The sequence below is a fragment of the Bacillus sp. AFS053548 genome, from assembly GCF_002575105.1.
GTDB lineage: Bacteria > Bacillota > Bacilli > Bacillales > Bacillaceae_G > Gottfriedia.
The window spans coordinates 21,913-40,954 of sequence record NZ_NUHI01000038.1 but is presented as its reverse complement, the minus strand read 5'-3'; the positions used below and the strand labels follow the sequence as shown (position 1 = coordinate 40,954).

Annotated in this window: 15 protein-coding genes; 11 read left to right on the top strand and 4 right to left on the bottom strand. The window is 31.9% G+C overall.

The features are described 5' to 3' along the window. Positions 1-95: 95 nt before the first annotated feature. A complete protein-coding gene (locus CN946_RS19560) occupies positions 96-3,212 on the bottom strand; it encodes an efflux RND transporter permease subunit (protein WP_098862621.1) in 3,117 nt (1,038 codons plus the stop codon). A 245-nt stretch (positions 3,213-3,457) separates the two neighbouring features. Here CN946_RS19560 and CN946_RS19555 point away from each other — a divergent pair, with 245 nt between their 5' ends. From CN946_RS19555 to CN946_RS19545, 3 genes are read left to right on the top strand one after another with little or no spacing between them, the layout of a single operon-like run. After that, on the top strand, positions 3,458-4,156 hold the full coding sequence (locus tag CN946_RS19555) for a response regulator transcription factor (RefSeq protein WP_098862620.1): 699 nt from the start codon (positions 3,458-3,460) through the stop codon (positions 4,154-4,156). 1 nt (position 4,157) lies between these two features. Continuing rightward, positions 4,158-5,522, top strand: coding sequence for an ATP-binding protein (locus tag CN946_RS19550; RefSeq protein WP_098862619.1), 1,365 nt, complete (start codon positions 4,158-4,160; stop codon positions 5,520-5,522). Positions 5,523-5,555: 33 nt separating this feature from the next. Beyond that, positions 5,556-6,860: a VTT domain-containing protein gene (locus tag CN946_RS19545; RefSeq protein ID WP_098862618.1), complete on the top strand. Its 1,305-nt coding sequence runs from the start codon at positions 5,556-5,558 to the stop codon at positions 6,858-6,860. A gap of 156 nt (positions 6,861-7,016) precedes the next feature. On the opposite strand, the gene bioA is transcribed toward CN946_RS19545, so the two are convergent. Further along, the gene (gene bioA / locus CN946_RS19540; protein WP_098862617.1) at positions 7,017-8,381 is read right to left on the bottom strand and encodes an adenosylmethionine--8-amino-7-oxononanoate transaminase; all 1,365 of its coding nucleotides are present in this window, start codon (positions 8,379-8,381) and stop codon (positions 7,017-7,019) included. Positions 8,382-8,520: 139 nt separating this feature from the next. Here bioA and CN946_RS19535 point away from each other — a divergent pair, with 139 nt between their 5' ends. From CN946_RS19535 to bioB, 3 genes are read left to right on the top strand one after another with little or no spacing between them, the layout of a single operon-like run. Next, entirely contained in the window at positions 8,521-9,093 is a 573-nt protein-coding gene (locus CN946_RS19535; protein ID WP_098862616.1) for a biotin transporter BioY, read from the top strand. Position 9,094: 1 nt separating this feature from the next. Next, the gene (bioD, locus tag CN946_RS19530) at positions 9,095-9,781 is read left to right on the top strand and encodes a dethiobiotin synthase (RefSeq protein WP_176547381.1); all 687 of its coding nucleotides are present in this window, start codon (positions 9,095-9,097) and stop codon (positions 9,779-9,781) included. 16 nt (positions 9,782-9,797) lie between these two features. Beyond that, positions 9,798-10,793, top strand: coding sequence for a biotin synthase BioB (gene bioB, locus CN946_RS19525; RefSeq protein WP_098862614.1), 996 nt, complete (start codon positions 9,798-9,800; stop codon positions 10,791-10,793). A 77-nt stretch (positions 10,794-10,870) separates the two neighbouring features. Here the strand turns inward: bioB and pgmB are convergent, their stop codons facing one another. Continuing rightward, positions 10,871-11,542 (bottom strand): beta-phosphoglucomutase, encoded by a 672-nt coding sequence (gene pgmB, locus CN946_RS19520; protein ID WP_097976754.1) that lies wholly within the window; start codon positions 11,540-11,542, stop codon positions 10,871-10,873. 22 nt (positions 11,543-11,564) lie between these two features. Then, positions 11,565-12,584: a LacI family DNA-binding transcriptional regulator gene (locus CN946_RS19515; RefSeq protein WP_098862613.1), complete on the bottom strand. Its 1,020-nt coding sequence runs from the start codon at positions 12,582-12,584 to the stop codon at positions 11,565-11,567. Between the two features lie 484 nt (positions 12,585-13,068). On the opposite strand from CN946_RS19515, the gene CN946_RS19510 reads away from it, so the two are divergent. From CN946_RS19510 to CN946_RS19490, 5 genes are all read left to right on the top strand, one after another. Then, complete coding sequence (locus tag CN946_RS19510; RefSeq protein ID WP_098862612.1) at positions 13,069-14,751, top strand: sugar phosphorylase; 1,683 nt, start codon at positions 13,069-13,071, stop codon at positions 14,749-14,751. A gap of 11 nt (positions 14,752-14,762) precedes the next feature. Continuing rightward, complete coding sequence (locus CN946_RS19505) at positions 14,763-16,052, top strand: ABC transporter substrate-binding protein (protein WP_098862611.1); 1,290 nt, start codon at positions 14,763-14,765, stop codon at positions 16,050-16,052. A gap of 168 nt (positions 16,053-16,220) precedes the next feature. Continuing rightward, positions 16,221-17,105 carry a carbohydrate ABC transporter permease gene (locus CN946_RS19500; protein ID WP_098862610.1) on the top strand — a complete coding sequence of 295 codons (885 nt, stop codon included), beginning with the start codon at positions 16,221-16,223 and terminating at the stop codon, positions 17,103-17,105. Beyond that, a complete protein-coding gene (locus CN946_RS19495; RefSeq protein WP_098862609.1) occupies positions 17,089-17,943 on the top strand; it encodes a carbohydrate ABC transporter permease in 855 nt (284 codons plus the stop codon). The genes CN946_RS19500 and CN946_RS19495 overlap by 17 nt, the downstream gene beginning before the upstream one ends. A gap of 35 nt (positions 17,944-17,978) precedes the next feature. Continuing rightward, positions 17,979-19,037, top strand: a complete 1,059-nt coding sequence (locus CN946_RS19490) for a zinc-dependent alcohol dehydrogenase (protein ID WP_098862608.1) — start codon at positions 17,979-17,981, stop codon at positions 19,035-19,037. Positions 19,038-19,042: the final 5 nt, after the last annotated feature.

The window sequence follows — 19,042 nt, the reverse complement described above, 5'->3', positions numbered from 1 at the left end:
CTACTCCTTTACGAAAATTTGATAATTAATTGACAAGATTATTCTTCAATAGCATGAAAAAGGTAACTCTCAAAAATAGAGTTACCTTTAAAAAATTATAGTGAATTAACTTCCTCAGTTGAAATCACTTTCTTATTTGCTTGTTTTTTATGCAACCATTGATAAATAATTGGTATTACTAAAAAGCTATTTAAAGTAGAGGTGATCATCCCACCTATTACTACAATTCCTAATGTCTGTGAAATAACAGTATCACCCTGATGTGAAAATGCTAGTGGTAATAGTGTTAAAATTGTCGTAGCTGCTGTAATTAAGATTGGTCTAATCCTTGAAAGACTACCAGAAATTACGGCTTCTTCAGTATTCATACCATTTTTACGATTACGCTCAATCTTATCAACTAGTACAATACCATTTGTTACTACAATTCCAGTTAACATTAAGACCCCGATTAGTGCTGCTAAGTTCCATTCTCCACCTACTATTACTAAAGAGATAACAACACCACTTAATGCTAGTGGGATACTTAATAATACTGAAACTGGGGCTCTCCATCCTTTAAATAATGAAGAAGTAATGACCATAACTAAAAGTATAGAGAAGGCTACGGCAATTGACATATCAAAAATCATTTCTTTTACTTGTTGAGTGATACCGCCCATTGAGTAACTTACTCCTTTAGGAAGAGCTTGTTTACTAATTACGTCATCAACTTGTTTTGAAACTTTACTAATGTCATTTGAAGTTATTTGACCTGTAACGATTGAGTAAGGCTCTCCATTGCGTTCATTAATCGTTGAAGGAGCAGTATCTTTCGTAATAGAAGCAATTTGTTCAAGTTTGACGGTTTTATTACTGCTTGTTAGGAAAGTTTCATTTTTAAGCGAATTAATTACATCTTCTGGCGATGCATTTAATTGAACTTGAGTATTTCCACTACTAATTTGATCAAGATACATATCAACTGGCAGACTTATATGGTCAACTACAAATGTAGCATCTTTAGATTGTGACATATAACGGTTAATTACTTTCGTTATATCTGTTAATTGAATTCCATTTTGTTCAATTGCTTGTTGGTTAAATGTAATTTTATATTTTGGAAGACCAGATGTTAAATCTACTTTTCCATCGACACTTAGTCCATCAATTTTAACAAGTTTTGATCTCATTTGATCTACAATTTTGTCTAGTGTAGCTTGATCAGAGCCAGTAAATATGACTTTCAACAATGAATCATCACCAGCAATACTTTGACTTGAAACAGTATAAGCTACATTTTTAGATAATTGCGGCAATTGTTTTCCAAGTTCTTTAATGACTTGGTCTGAGTCCTTTTCCTTCTTTAAAACAACAGAAAGATTCGCAACATTAGGTTTTTGTAGGAAACCACCGCCTTGGTCGAATACATCATCACTTTGCGGCGTATTAGTAGATCCAAAATTAGCTATATAAGATTTTATTTTTGGATTATCTTTTAATTGATTTTCTACCTTTTGAACCTCAGAATCTACCTGCATTAATGTACTTCCTTGAGGTAATTCAAGTTTAATTGCCACTTGACCCGTTTTAGCACTTGGTAAAAATGAAACCGGTAAAAACGAACCAAACGCTACTGCGAAAATAAATATTAAAGCTGAAATGAAAATTGTAAGTTTTTTCTTCTTTAATGATGATAATAAGATCGGTTTCATCATTGGTTCTAAAGAAACAGCTTTTGTTTTCTTTGTATTATTTTTCCAACCCATTAACGCAAGTGCTGGAATAACAAGAATTGCTACAAAGAACGATATAATTAGAGAGATAACAACAGACCATGCAAAACCACTATATGAAGCACTAATAGCTCCACCTACAAAGGCAATTGGAATATAAACAGCAATTGTTGTAAGTGTTGATGCTAAAATTGCTGGTGTCATTTCATAAACTGCTGAACTCAATGAAAATAGTAATGATTTATCAGGATTTTGTTCTCTTTTACGGTACATATTATCAAGGATAACGATGGAATCATCAACAATACGACCCATTGCAACAATTAAACCTGAGACGGTTAAAATATTAAGTGTAATACCCATTGATTTTAAGATAGCTGTTGTTGCTAATAAAGAAATTGGTAATGAAATTGCAATGACTAATGTTGATTTTACATTGCGGAAGAAGAAAAATACACAAATCATTGAGAAAAGACATCCAAGTAAACCTTCACGAATTAAACCGTTTAATGAATCATTTAATTCTTTTTCACGATCTAATTGAGGTGTCAGTTTTACAGTACCGTCTTTTACTTGTTGTAAGCTTTGAATTCTATCCTTCACATTTTTTGCTACGTCGGTAATGTTTGCACTTTGAGTTTTAATAACATTTAATTGAACACTTGTTTTTCCATCTGTTCTTGCAATCGTTTTTACATCATTTAGGGCGTGAGTAACAGTTGCAAATGCTGAAAGTGGAATTTGCTCACCATCTGAATTTTTGATTTTTACATCATTTAATTGTTTAACATTTAAATTCCATCCATCAAATTTAACTGGAATAGACAATTGATTTTGTAAGATCGTTCCTTCAGGTAAGGACGGAACTGATACAGCTAAAGCTTTATTTAAGTCATCTAAAGTAAGTTTATATTTTACTAGGTCCTTCGTTCTAACAGTTAGTACGTATCCGTCTTTTGCACCACCGAACACTGAAACATCAGATACGCCTGGTACTGTTTTAAGGTGTTGCACAATATCCATTTGAGTTACTGATTTTAAAGTATTATCATCTAATTTATCACTAGTCAAACTGTAAGTTAGAATTGGAAATGAACTAGTTGTAAGTCTAGTAACTAGAGGTTTAGATGTAATTGTCGGAGGAATGTCCGCATTTTCTAAAGCTTTATTTACATCAACTTCGGCTTGTTTCATATCTGTATTCATTGGAAAATACAGACTCATAAAAACTCCACCATCATAGGAGCTAGTTTCAATATCTTGTAATCCTTCTGTTGTTCTTACAGCACTTTCAAGATTATTTGTAATATTTTGTTTTACTTGATCGGCCTGGTACATAGGTAGACGCATGCTTACAGTAAGAGTTGAATTGTTTATACCTGGTAAATAATCGCGTTGCATTTGGTAAGCTGAAATAGCACCCCAAGTTACGATCATTACGACGCAAACAATCATTAAAATTGCTCTTTGCATGGTCCCTTCTATAAATTTTTTCATCTTATACCTCCTAAGATTTTTATTTTAAATTGAAAATTATTTCATAAATCAACTCCATGTCATTTTAAAATTCCTAACTGAAACTTTAATGAATAATCAATTAAAATTAGATTAAAATGAAAAAAATACGAATCAAAAGTTCTATAATGGCATTTAACAAGGAACTTCTAAAACTAGAATCAGTCTTAAAAATAGAATAGAGTTTTTTTAGATACTAAAACTATTAATTGAAATAGGTGAGTTAAATGAAAAAAATCTTAATTATTGAGGATGAAATAAATATAGCTCGAGTTTTAAAATTAGAAATAGAATATGAGGGTTATGAAGTGTTAGTCGAACATAATGGAAAAGCTGGTTTAGAGTCGGCTTTAAGCAATAATGTCGATCTAATTTTATTGGATGTTATGTTACCTGAATTGAGTGGAATCGAAGTATTAAGAAGAATAAGAAAAACAAATCAATTTGTGCCAGTAATTTTATTAACAGCTCGAGATGCAACACATGATAAAATTATCGGACTTGATTATGGTGCTAATGATTATATTACGAAACCTTTTGAAATCGAAGAAGTCTTAGCAAGAATACGTTCGTGTCTAAGATCAAGTAATTTGGTTCATGAATTTAAGAAAAGCGAAGACGAAAATCCCACTTTAACGATTGAGGATTTAGTTGTTAATTTAGAAGCTAGAGAAGTAAAGAGGAATGATAAAGTCATTTCATTAACACCAAAAGAGTATGATTTATTAGTATATTTATTAACAAACCAAAATAAAATTGTGACAAGAGAAGGCATCATAACAACCGTTTGGGGTTATGAGTATGAAGGGGAAACAAATGTTGTTGATGTATACATTAGGCATTTAAGAAAAAAAATTGAAGAGGACTTTGACGTTCCTTTAATTCGAACTATACGAGGTGTGGGGTACACAATGAGGAAGGGTTAAGATGAAAATAACGACTAAAATAAATTTGCTAATTACTTCATGGATCTTAATCATTCTGGTTTTAATTAACGGGTTAGTTTTTTATTTGTTTATGAAAACGACTGTAAATATGGAAGAACATGTTGTGAGTCAAAAGGCTCATGAAATCTTAAAAAAACAGGAAATTCCAATCACATTGAAGATGAATGAAGAGGAATTATATCCATTTATGTCTAATCATTCTTATATTCGAATCATAGATCCAACCTCAAAAATTGTGACAGAGATTAGTAATGATAAACTACTGAATCGTATTAATCCTAAGTTCACTAAAAAAGAAGAAACGAAGCTAATCCCTTTTAGTGAGCATCAAAATATTGTCGTCCGCGTACCAATTTTACAGGACCAAAAAGTGATTGGAACGCTCGAAATTGGGGAGTTGTTAGTAGGACTAGAAGGTCGAAAAGATTTGTTACTAACAATAATGGCAATTGTTACTGGTGTTTCGGCAATTTTATCAATGATGGCTGGAAGATGGTTAACACGCATCATAATGAACCCAATTACTTCTATGATTACTACGATGGAAGATATTGAAAAAAGTGGGGTTCCAAAAAAGATTTTAATAAAAAATGAAACGAAAGATGAATTACACAAAATGGCAAGCACATTTAATCGAATGATCAGCAGGCTACAAGACAGCATCGAAAAACAGAAGCAGTTTGTATCAGATGCATCTCACGAGTTAAAGACTCCTATTACGGTTATAAGTAGCTTTGCTAACTTATTAAGAAGACGTGGTTTTAAAAATGAGGAAATGGCGACAGAAGCTATTGAGACGATTTATTCCGAAGCCAACCGTATGCAAGATTTAACAAAAACTTTATTAGCTTTAGCCGAATCGGAAAATTTAAAGAATATTGAAATGGATCCAGTCGAACTAGTTGCTTTATGTAATTCGACTTTAATACAGCTCCAAAATGTGTATAAACGAGAAATTACTTTACACGCTCAAAAACAGAAAATATTTATTAAAGGAAATGAACTTAAAATTAAACAAGTTATTATTATCTTTTTAGATAATGCAATAAAGTACAGTTCAGACAAAATTGAGATAAACATTAGTTGTGGTAGTGAAGCAGCTATTCTTTCAATAAAAGATTATGGGATTGGGATTCGAGAGGAAGAATTAGAAAATATTTTCGAACGATTTTATCGAGTTGATAAAGCGCGTAGCCGTGAAACTAGTGGTGGCACTGGACTTGGACTTTCAATAGCTAAAAATATAATTAGCTTGCATAATGGGAAGATTAATATAAAAAGTGTTGAAAATGTAGGAACGGAAATAGAGGTAGTATTTCCACTAGATGAGATTAAGAGAAAATAATCAGTACAGAGTATTGAAAATTGAGGTTTTAATATGAACGAAATCATCCATTTATTAAATGAATATGGCTATATTATCCTATTTTTATCATTAATGTTGGAATTGATTATAGTTCCTATACCGAATGAAGCATTGATGAGTTATGTAGGTGTTTTATGTTTTCATGGGAAAATGAATATTGTTTTGTCTATTATTTCTGCTGGTCTTGGAGGAATTGTTGGGGTAACGATCTCCTATTGGTTAGGATATAAACTTGGTACTCCGTTTTTTCGCAAATTTGGGCACTATATCCATATGGGTCCTGAAAAGATAGTAAAGATGTCAAAATGGTATGAAAAATATGGGAAGGTATTATTACTAGTATCTTTCTTTATTCCTGGGATTAGACATTTCGCTAGCATTATTTCTGGAATTATTAAATTACCATATCGATCCTTTGCTATTTTTTCCTATATAGGTGTATTTCTTTGGATTGGAACGTTTATTTGGTTAGGACAGGCCATGGGACCTAAATGGGATATCTATCAAGTAGAAATTAAAAAGTGGTTAGTATTAGGTAGCATATTATTAGGATTTATCGTGCTCGCTTTCTTTGTTGTTAAAGCAAATAAGGAAATAATTAAAGAGTCATTACTATTAATTTTTGAATCAAGTTTCAAGAGATTTAAAAGCTTTATGAAAATAAAATTGATCATCTTAATCTGTTTAATTTTTTTCGTAACGTTTTTTATCTTAATGGTCGGGTTAATTCAAGACACGATTAGCAATGAATTTGTTAAATTCAATTCCATATTCGAGACCATTGTTTTTAATTTGTTTAATCAAAATTGGCATGGAAGTATGAATTTTATTTATTCATTATCGACTTGGAAGGTTTTATTGACGATTTCACTTGCTACAATCTTAGTGATCCTGATAAATAACAAAAATAAATGGCTTGAATTGCTCTTTTTTATCGCTAGTTTAGCTGGGATTCTTATCCTATCTATAGGGATTCCTTGGATATTCAACTTTATGTTGGGGAGTAATGTAGGTAAGAACTTTCCAAATGAAAAGTCTATGTTGATTTTAACAGTATTAGGTTATTTCATTATTATGTTAATTCGGCACAACAAAGCTTATATGCTTAATTTGATCATGTTCTTTTGTTTTATCTTTGTTGTTGTATTATTTTCGATTAGCAGTGTCTATTTGCACCACTTATTGCCTAGTGATATTGCTGCTGGGTTTGTATTCAGTTCGGTTTGGTTAAGTGGAATTATATTTTCATTGGAGTTGTTTCGATTTGTTTCGCTTTTAAAAGAGAATATGCGTGAGGAAAAATTGTTAAAAACGTAAACTAAATAAATGATTATTATTGGAAGGAGAATCCCTGTAGTATACAGTAAAGCTGTCTACAATACGGGGATTCTTTATTTTTGAACAATTTTTTAAAGTGGTTAAACTTTAATTGTGCAGTTATCAAATTACACTAATTCAAAATGTAACGAATGCTTAGATCACGTTTTCCGTAACTTCAGAAATAGCGCGATAAAGAATGTCTAACATTTCATCAAGCTCCGATTCCTTTGAAGCTAATGGAGGCATAAATACAATAACATTTCCAAGTGGACGGGTGAGTAGCCCAAGCTCTTTTGCTCTTTTAGTTACTTTCACACCAATTCTTTCATTCCAATGGAAAGTTTCTTTAGTATCCTTTGATTTTACTAGTTCAATTCCAATCATCAAGCCACTTTGACGTATATCTCCAACATGATTTAACTCATTAAATTGCATTAGTTTCTCTTGGACATAAGTTGAGATTGTTTCGACATGTTGTAATAATTTCGTTTTATTAAATAAATCTAGATTCGCTAATGCAACAGCGCATCCAAGGGGATTACCTGTATAGCTGTGACCATGAAAGAAAGTTTTTTGTTCTACGTATGTCCCTAAAAATGCTTCATAAATTCTGTTAGTCGTTAAAGTTGCTGCTACTGGTAAATAGCCACCGGTTAACCCTTTACCGCAAGTTAAAATGTCTGGCGTAACTCCTTCTAGCTCACAAGCAAACATTTTACCGGTTCGACCAAATCCTGTTGCAACTTCATCAGCAATTAACAATACATCATACTTTATGCATAATTCCTGAATTGCTTTTAAATACCCTTTTGGCATGACAATAATACCACTTGCTCCTTGAACAATTGGTTCAATAATTAATGCCGCAATTGAATTAGCTTTTTCGATGAATAAATTTTCAACCTCTTTTACATAGGAATTAATTATTTCTTCTTCAGTTCCCACATATTTTGAACGATAAAGATGTGGATAAGAAACCTTTATGCTTGGAAACAGTAACTCATTATATGCTTGATGATATAAATCGATTGCACCTACAGATACCGCACCGATTGTATCCCCATGATAAGCTTCCTTCATCGTAACAAAAGTATTTTTATTAGATTTACCTTTGTTTCGCCAATATTGGTAGGCCATTTTAATCGCAATTTCAACTGAGGTGGCTCCCGAGTCTGAATAAAAAACTTTCTCTAAACCGTTAGGCGAAATTTCGACTAGTCTCTCTGCTAATAGAATGGCAGGTATATTAGCCATTCCTAGAAGTGTTGAATGGGCAACCTTCTCTAATTGTTCATGTATGGCTTCGTTTAATTCTTGAATATTATGACCATGAACATTTAACCAAATAGAGGATACACCGTCGTAATATTCATTGCCTAATACATCATATAGTTTTCGATCTTTACCATGTGAAATAATTAGCGGGTCTTCGTTTATATAATCCTTCATTTGAGTAAAAGGGTGCCAAAGATACTGTTTATTTTTTTTAGATAAATCTTTATAGAGTTCATGGTTCATATATGTTCCCCCTTGTTTTATATGTTAACCTATTTTAATTGTTTGGTTGACATATATTTCAATTGCATGTTAATTTAATTTTGTTAGTTTGTCAAATTTTGCTAATTTGCCAAACTTATAAACTAATAGGGGGGATACAATGCAAAATAGAACTTTATCATTAACAGTAATATCATTATTTGCCTCACTAACATCGATTGGAGCCTTTATTAAGATTCCTTTACCAGTGATTCCTTTTACGCTTCAAATTCTTTTTGTATTTTTAGCGGGCTGCCTTTTAGGAAGTAAAAAAGGAATGATGAGTCAACTACTGTATGTTGGAATTGGATTAATCGGAATACCAGTATTTGCTTCAGGTGGCGGACCTGAATATGTTTTAAAACCAACATTTGGCTATTTAATCGGTTTCATTATTGCCGCTTTTGTAATTGGATCGATCGTTGAAAAAACAAGGAAACCAACACTTAAGAATTTTATTTTTGCTAATGTAATAGGGTTAATTATTGTTTATATTTTAGGCATTACATATGTATATATTTCATTAAACACTTGGTTAGATAGTCCCGTTTCATTAAAACAAGTTCTAATGATGGGATTCGTATATAGTATTGGGCAAGATTTATTACTAGCTGTTTTTGGAGGAGTATTGGCGGTGCGCCTACATTCTCATTTTGTAAAAGCTAGAGAAAATGAAAAAAAGGTGGCTGCTTAAGATGGGAAAAGGATATTTTGTTACTGGTATCGATACGAATATTGGAAAAACCTATGTTACTGCCCAAATGGTGGATTGCTTACAGAACAAAGGAATCGATGCAATACCTTATAAACCAATACAAAGTGGAGTTGTTAATATTAACAATAGCCTCATAGGGGAAGATACAGCCTTTTATAAAGAGAAACTAGAACTAACAGAAGAGCATGATTACTACAGTACATATACAATGAAAACACCGGTCTCGCCGCATTTAGCTAGTAAACTAGAAGATGTTTATATTGATGAACAAGTTATTTTAGAAAAATATAAGCAATTAGAAAATAAGCATGATGTTGTTTTTGTTGAAGGAGCGGGTGGAGTTGCGGTTCCATTAAAAGAAAATTTTGGAACGATTGATTTAATAAAACTATTAAACTTACCTGTAATCCTTGTTACATCATTAAAGCTAGGAACAATTAATCATACTGTATTAACAACTGAATATTTAAAATCACACGAAATTAATCTAATGGGATTATTAATTAATAAAGTACCATCAGTTATGGGTGAAATGGAAAAAGATAATTTAGTCATGCTAGAAAAATTAACAGGTCATAACATTCTTGGACTTATACCGGAGCAGATGGACTTCTTTACGGAAGAATCTATTTTGGAATTTCAACAATTATTAACAAAAAATCAATGAAATGGTGAGTGATCATATGAATTGGACTAAGTTAGCGCAAGAGGTTATTTTAGGTAAAGAAATTTCAAATGAGGAAGCTTTAAGTATATTGTCATGTGAAGATGATGAATTACTTTCACTTTTACACGGTGCATTTATCATAAGGAAACATTATTATGGAAAAAAAGTCAAACTTAATATGATCATTAATGCTAAAAGTGGTTATTGTCCTGAAGATTGCGGTTATTGTTCTCAGTCTTCAATTTCTAGTGCACCGATTGAGAAATATCCTTTTCTATCTAAAGAAGAAATTCTTGATGGGGCAAAGCGTGCTTTTGAATTAAAAGCAGGTACATATTGTATTGTTGCAAGTGGGCGCGGACCAACGAATCGAGATGTAAATGTAGTAACTGATGCAGTAAAGGAAATCAAAGAATTATATGGTATGAAAGTATGTGCTTGCTTAGGGATTATTAAAGATCAACAAGCAAATGAACTGAAAGAAGCAGGTGTTGATCGATATAATCATAATTTAAATACATCAGCTGAGCACCATAATTATATTACGACAACTCATACATATCAGGATCGAATCGATACGGTTGAGAAAGTTAAACAGTCAGGTATATCTCCGTGTTCGGGAGCCATTATTGGTATGAAGGAAACAAAACATGACGTTATTTCGATCGCGAGGTCATTACATAAATTGGATGCAGATTCCATTCCGGTAAACTTTTTACATGCTATTGATGGAACGAAACTAGAAGGCGTGAATGAATTAAATCCACGTTATTGTTTAAAAGTATTAGCACTTTTCCGCTTTATAAATCCAACGAAAGAAATTCGAATTTCTGGAGGACGTGAAGTAAATTTGCGTAGTTTACAACCACTAGGACTGTATGCTGCAAATAGTATTTTTATAGGTGATTATTTGACTACGGAAGGTCAGGAGACAAATAGTGACCATGCAATGCTAGAAGATTTAGGATTTGAGATTGAGTTGGTTGGAAAACAAGAAGAGATATTCTCATAATAAAAAAACGAAAACCTAGAAAATGAAAATCAGGTTTTCGTTTTTTTATTATTAATTAATCAAAATGCTCTTTGATATTAAACTGTTAAATACTTATCAATAATACGATTAAGTTCTAATTCTTCAGTTGATGATAAAACTAGGTTAGCATGGCCTAAAATTGCAGCATCTCCAATCGCAACTGAGTACATATTAGCCGAGTTAATCGCGTCTACTCCAGCTGCCGCGTCCTCCACACCGATGCAGTTCTCAGGTTTAGCAGAAACTGCTTCGGCAGCTTTTAAAAATACTTCTGGATCTGGCTTAGAATTAATGACTGTTGCAGCGTCAACGATATGGTCAAAATAATCAATAATGCCTAAAGCTTTAACGACCATTAATGCATTTTTTGAAGCAGATGCCATTGAAATTTTAATACCAGCTTCTTTAATTTGCTTTAAAAATGATTCAATGCCGGGTAATAAGTCTTTTTCAGATATATTGCGAATTAGTTCCACATATTGTGCATTCTTTTTTGTTGCTAAATCATTTTTTTCGCTTTCAGTGAAATCATTTTGTCGGTTTCCTAATGTTAGGATTCTTTCTAATGAATCTGTTCGGCTTACACCTTTTAATGTTTCATTAAATTCACGATCAAAAGGAATTCCTAAGTCTTCACCTAACTTTTTCCACGCTAAATAATGAAATTCAGCAGTATCAGTAATTACACCGTCTAAATCAAAAATAAATGCTTCAATTTGTTTTTTCAAAATGATACCTCCATAATTTCATTCAATTTAATTTCGCTACTGATTTTCGTTCGACCAGCTTTGTTGGAACAATAATGTGCTCTGATTTTTTAGGTACATTTTTTATTCGCTTAAAAAGTAAGTCTGTAGCAATTTCACCAAGCTTCATAACAGGAATTTCAATCCCTGTTAAAGGTGGCGAGAACAATGGTGAAAAAATCCCATTATTATATCCTATAACTGATACATCTTTCGGAATGGATATTCCTAACTTTGCAGTTGTATTATAAAGTCCAATCACTTTCAGGTCATCTATTGCAAAAATTGCAGTAGGTAAATCTTTAGATTTCAATAGTGACTCTGAAGTTTCATATGCTTTTTCCATTGTATATCCACTATCAATAATACGATCAGATCGAAGTGGAATTCCGTTATCAAGTAGACATTTTTTATATCCTTCCAATCTGTCAATTGATACATGATAATCAAGTGAAGAATGAAGGCATGCAATATCTGTATGCCCTTGATTAATCAAATGTTGAACTAATTGATAACTGTCATTAAAGTTATCGGTATCTACTGAGTAAATATGTTGATAGTTTCCTTCAACTCTTCCAATAACGACTACTGGAATTTCATATTTATCTAATTCTTTAAAAAAATCCTCATTTGCAGGTGAACTCAACATTAGAATTCCTTTGATCATTCTCCCACGAATTTTTTCTATACACTTATCTAACTCATCTTTACTATTTTTTGATGTTTGTATAATCACGTCAAAATCTTCTACTTCTGATCTCGTTGAAATAGAGTGAATAATCTCAGAGAAAAAGGTATTTCCCGCGGTTGTTTTCGTGGAACGAGACATTACCAAAATGGCGTCAAATCCTGATGATGTAAGAGCTCGAGCTAATTTATTAGGTTGGTAATTTAATTCTTCAATAGCTTTCAAAACTCGGTTACGACTTTCTTCTGAAATATTATCTTTATTATTTAGTACGCGAGATACAGTGGACTTTGAAACGTTGGCTACACGAGCTATATCATAAATTGTAGGGCCCATTTGTATTCTCCTCTTCTAATTTAAAGCGATTTATGAAATTAACCGTTAACATTATATAGTTTATAAATTTTAAAAAAATATGAGGTGGAAATAAAAAAGAGTATATTGGAACGTTATTTTCACATAATAATTTAGGAGCGGTTAATCGAAAAAAATTGTTCTTAATATAAATGATAGTATCGATTTTTTTTAAAATTTGTCAAGACTGTGAACAAAGAATATGAAAAATAACTTGTTAAATAATAATACTAGGGCAATTATATGGATAATAGAAGAAAGTATCAATAGCTAAAAATAGTAAAATGATTAAATAAATAGATACTATTATGAAATAAATAAACTTTTGACAAAAAAATTTTTTTAAGTAAATTTTTTAAATTGACAGTAAGCGCTTTCTATAATATATTGAATTTGGGAGCGGTACCAAAAGTATTTTCTATATTTTTTTAATCTCTGTGGGAGCGATACCACAAGGAGGAATCTTATGAGTAAAATTAAAGAAAGATTAGCCTATATTTATGAAAACAAAGACATTGATCAACTTTATAGTGCAATCGTAAATCGCATTGAAGAAGCTAAAATAAAAATTACGAAAAAAAGAAAACAAAATTGGGACGAATCAGATGTAGTTTTAATTACTTACGGTGATCAGTTCCAAGAAGAGGGAATTCCAACATTAGAAACTTTTAAAAAGATGTTTGATGAACATTTAGTAGATAAATTTGAACTTGTTCATATTTTACCTTTTTATCCTTACACTTCTGATGATGGTTTTTCAGTAGTTGACTATAAGAAAGTAAATCCTGATTTAGGAGATTGGTCACATGTTGAAAGTTTATCGAAATCAGCAAGAATCATGTTTGATTATGTATGTAATCACATCTCAAGTAAGAGTGAATGGTTCCAAGGATACTTAAACGGTGATCCAAAATATCAAGACTATTTCATTGATATGGATCCTTCGGTTGATTTAAGCTCTGTAACTAGACCAAGAGCACTTCCATTACTATCAAAATTCAAATTAGCAACCGGTGAAGAGAAGTACATTTGGACAACCTTCAGTGACGATCAAATTGATTTGAACTTTAGCAATCCACAAGTTTTATTAGATATGATTGATGTTTTACTTTTCTACCTTGAACAAGGTGCGGAATATGTAAGACTGGATGCAGTAGGATATATGTGGAAAGAAGTTGGTACTTCATGTATCCATCTTGAAAAAACACATGAAATCGTTAAATTATTCCGTGATTTATTAGATGAAGCAGCTAAGGGTACAGTAATGATTACTGAAACGAATGTACCTCATTTAGATAATATTTCTTACTTTGGTAACGGACATGATGAAGCACATATGGTTTACCAATTTCCACTACCTCCATTAGTTTTATATTCACTTCATAAAGGGAATGGTAGTGTATTAACAAATTGGGCAAAAAATCTAGAAGGTTCTGGAGAAGATACAACTTTTTTCAACTTCTTAGCTTCACATGATGGAATTGGTTTAAATCCGATTCGTGGAATTATCCCTGAAGAAGAAATTCTTTCGTTAGTAGAAGATTTAAAGGTAGAAGGAGCATTAGTAAATTATAAGAAAAATTCAGATGGCACAGAAAGTCCATATGAAATTAATGTAACTTACTTAGATGCTTTAAATAAACAAACATCAGATGATGATATGCGCGTAAAGAAATTCCTGTTAGCACACTCAATCTTATTAACATTCCAAGGTGTACCAGCAATTTATATCCAAAGTATGCTTGGTTCTAGAAATGATTATGCAGGTGTTGAAAAAACGGGTATGAATCGCTCAATTAATCGCCAAAAATATTCACTTGTTGAAATAGAAAAAGAATTAAATGATGTAGGAACATTAAGAAATAAGATTTTCACAGGGCTTACAAATATTATTCAAGTACGTAAGGAAGAAAAACTATTTAATCCGAATGTAAAAATGGAAGTACTTGATCTGAATGAAAATGTATTCGCTATTAAACGAAAAGATGCAGATGATAGCATCGTCATTCTTCACAATCTATCAAATGAACAAACTATATGCGGTTTCCATGGAAAGTATATGAATATTTTAACTGGAGAAGTAGAAGAATTTAATGAATACATTTCTTTAGATCCATATCAATTCCTTTGGTTAAAACCAGTAAATTAGGAGGAAGAACAATGAAGAAACTTTTAAGTATGTCCTTGGTTTTAATGTTAGCTGTAGGTTTAACAGCTTGTGGTGGCGGTAAAAAAGAGAGTGGTAAAGTAACGATTGAATTTATGCATTCTTCTGTTGAACAAGAGAGATTAGCAGTAATTACTGATTTAATTTCTAAATTTGAAAAAGCAAACCCAAATATTACAGTAAAGCAAGTTCCAGTTGAGGAAGATTCTTACAATACGAAAGTTGTAACTTTGGCAAGCTCAGGCAAGCTTCCAGCGGTTATTGAAGTTGGACAAGACTATGCAAAAGTTATGGACAAGGACGAATTAATTGATAAAGATGCAGTTAAATCAATTATCTCTAAAGTTGGAGAAGATAATTATTATGAAGGTGCATTAAAACTTTTAAAAACTGAGGACGGCAAAAATTATACTGGTGTTCCAATTAGTGGTTGGGTACAAGGAATTTGGTATAACAAACAAATGCTTGCTGACAAAGGATTCGCAGAACCTAAAAATTGGGATGATGTTTTAAAGATTGCAAAGGCATTTACGAATAGTGGAAGTAAAAAATACGGTATTGCAATTCCAACTGCTGAAGGTGGTTTTTCTGAGCAAGCCTTCTCACAATTCGCTTTATCAAACAATGCAAATATGTTCGATAGCAAAGGTGATTTAACATTAAATACACCTGAAATGAAAGAAGCTTTAAACTACTATAAAGAATTATCAAAATATACAATGCCAGGTTCTAATGATGTTACAGAAGTAAAAGATGCTTTCATGAATGGATCTGCTCCAATGGCAGTTTATTCAACTTATATTCTTCCATCAGTGTATGAGGAAGGTAAAACAAACAATATTGGATTTGTAATTCCAACTGAAAAAACAAAAGCAGTTTATGGAACAGTATCTGCTTACACGATTTCTTCTGGTTTAGATGATGACCAAAAAGCTGCAGCAGAAAAATTAGTAGAGTTTATGGCAAAACCTGAAAATAATACGAAGTTAGTATTAATGTCTCCAGGTGGATCTCAACCAGTAAATAAAGAAGTAACAGAAAGCAAAGAATATAAAGAAAATAAAGTTGTAAATTCATTTGGTGAGCTTTCAACTGAAATCGCAAGCGCGTTTGATAACATTCAAGTATTTGGTCTTGTTGATAACAAGAACTTCTTAAAAATGGGTGATGTTACAAGTTCAGGAGCAGTTGCTAAGTTAATTAATGAAGTGACTGTTGGTGGAAAAAGCGTAGATTCTGCTATTAAAGAAGCGGGAGAAAAATTAAAAGGTGTAATAAAATAATTACTTTTTAATTCAATTTACCTAGTAATAATTATTTGATTCCTTAATTACTGAAAGTTGTTTGAGAAGAACGAACGCTTGAAAAGCAAGCTAAGTTGCTTTTTAAACAACTTTTCTTTTATCACCAATCTATCAAATAAGAGAATAGATTGTTTTTTAGGAGGAAGTATGAAACCGATTGTCCGAAAAAAATCTGATATAAAGCTAGCCATGGTACTACTTTTACCAAGTATTTTCCTACTATTATTACTAGTTGCTTATCCGATGTTATCTAATATTAAAATAAGTTTTTTTGATCAGCCTATTAACCCTAGATTACCAGCTAAGTTTGTTGGTTTATCTCACTACACGGATGTTATTAAAGATATTGAGTTTTATAAATCTTTAGGAATTACCATTCTATATACAGTATTAACTGTAGTTGGTAGTACTGTAGTTGGTCTTGGTGTTGCGTTATTCTTTAATCGACCATTTAAGTTTCGTAAAACTGCTCGATCTTTAATTATCTTATCTTATGTAACGCCATCTATTTCATTAGTTTTTGCTTGGAAATATATGTTTAATAACTCATATGGGATTATTAATTACTTAGGGACGGATGTTTTCCATCTATTTAAAACTGCACCACTATGGTTTGACAATCCAGTTAGTAGTTTTATAGTTGTAGTCGTTTTTGCGATTTGGAAGTATTTCCCTTATGCGTTTATTTCGTTTTTAGCAATCTTGCAAACGATTGATAAGTCATTATACGAAGCCGCTGATATTGATGGAGCTTCACTTTGGCAAAAGTTTAAAGTTGTAACTTTACCAGCGATTATGCCGGTATTACTAACTGTAGTAACTTTACGATTTATTTGGATGTTCTACATGTTTACAGATGTTTATTTATTAACAAACAAAGTAAATATTTTAGGTATTTATTTATACGAAACAGCGTTTGCTTTCAATAATTTAGGAAAAGCATCGTCAATTTCAGTAATATTATTCATCATATTATTCATTGTAATTATCGTTTCAAGAAAGAGGGTGAACTTAAATGGCAGCAGTAAGTAGCAAAAGAAACAAAATTATTAAGAAAACTGGTTTCTACATTGTGTTGATTCTAATTCTAGGAATCATGTTATTTCCATTCTTTATCATGCTAATGACGTCATTAAAAAGTTCAAAAGAAGCAATTGCAACAAATCCAACAATATTACCGCATGAATGGACTTTCCAGCATTATATTGACATTTTTAATCCAACAATTTTCCCATATTTAAACTACTTCAAAAATAGTTTAATCGTTTCAATAATAGCAGCTTCATTATCAGTTGTACTTGGAATTTTAGGAGCGTACGCATTATCGAAACTGAAATTTAAAGGAAGAGTCACAATTAATGCTAGTTTTTACACTGTATATATGTTTTCAGGGATTTTACTAGTGGTACCTTTATTCAAAATAATTTCTGGCTTTGGCTTATATGATACAAAAATGGCATTGATCATTACGATGATTGTGCAGACTCTTCCAACAGCGATTTTTATGTTAAGGAGTTATTTCGATACAATTCCTGAAGATTTAGAAGAAGCGGCTATGATTGATGGTCTTAGTCGATTAAAAATAATCTTCTATATTATTATTCCTTTATCAATATCGGGAATCGTTTCTGTTTTCGTATATGCATTTATGATTGCATGGAATGATTATTTATTTGCATCAATTTTCTTATCAAGTTCAGAAAACTTTACGTTACCAATCGGTTTAAATACTTTATTTAGTACACCAGATTATGTGTGGGGCCGTATGATGGCTGCATCTTTAGTTACTGCTTTACCAGTAGTCATTATGTATGCATTATCCGAGCACTTTATTAAAGGGAACTTAACTGAAGGTGGAGTAAAAGGTTAATTCGAAACAATTTTTTACTGAAAGGATGAAATAAAATGAAAAAATTAGTAGCAGTTGAACCAAGAGTTGCAGCATTAGTCGAGTACGAAGATCGCCCAGTACAATCAAATGAAGTAAAAATTAAAGTAGAATTTGCTTCACCAAAGCATGGTACGGAAGTAGTTGATTTTAGAGGACTTAGCCCATTTATTGATGAGGAGTTCAATGAAGAGTGGAAAATGTTTATGCCACGAGAAGAAGGTTCTGCACGTGGAATCGTATTTGGTGAATTTCAATTAGGAAATATGGTTGTAGGTAGCATTTGTGAAATCGGTGATGAAGTAACTGAGTATAAATTAGGAGATCAAGTTTGTACTTATGGTCCAATAATGGAAACTGTCATCGTTAATGCAGTAGATAATTATAAATTACGTAAAATGCCAGAAGGCTCTTCATGGAAGAATGCCGTTTATTATGATCCAGCACAATTTGCAATGAGCGGAGTTAGAGATGCAAATGTTAGAGCGGGTGACTATGTAGTAGTAGTAGGTCTTGGTGCAATTGGACAAATTGCTATCCAGTTAGCAAAGAAAGCTGGAGCTAGTATTGTAATTGGTGTAGATCCATTACAACATAGATGCGATATTGCGTTAAAAAATGGAGCGGATTATTGCTTCGATCCAATAAACTGCGATTTAGGATATGAAATTAAAAAAATTACTAATAAATTAGGTGCAGATTCAATCATTGAAACAAGTGGTGTATCAAGTTCACTGCAAGCAGCACTAAGAGGAATTGCATACGGTGGAACAATTTCTTATGTAGCTTTTGCTAAACCTTTCCCAGAAGGATTTAATCTTGGTCGTGAAGCACATTTTAACAATGCTAAAATTGTCTTTTCAAGAGGTAGTAGTGAACCAAACCCGGATTATCCACGTTGGTCACGTAAACGAATCGAAAATACTTGTTGGGAATTATTAATGAATGGTTATTTAAATTGTGAAGATTTAATTGAACCAGTTGTTTCATTTGAAGAAGTAGCTGAATCTTATATGGAATTTGTTGATCAAAAGCCCGAGCTAAGCATTAAGATGGGTGTTCAATTTAAAAAATAATAAGA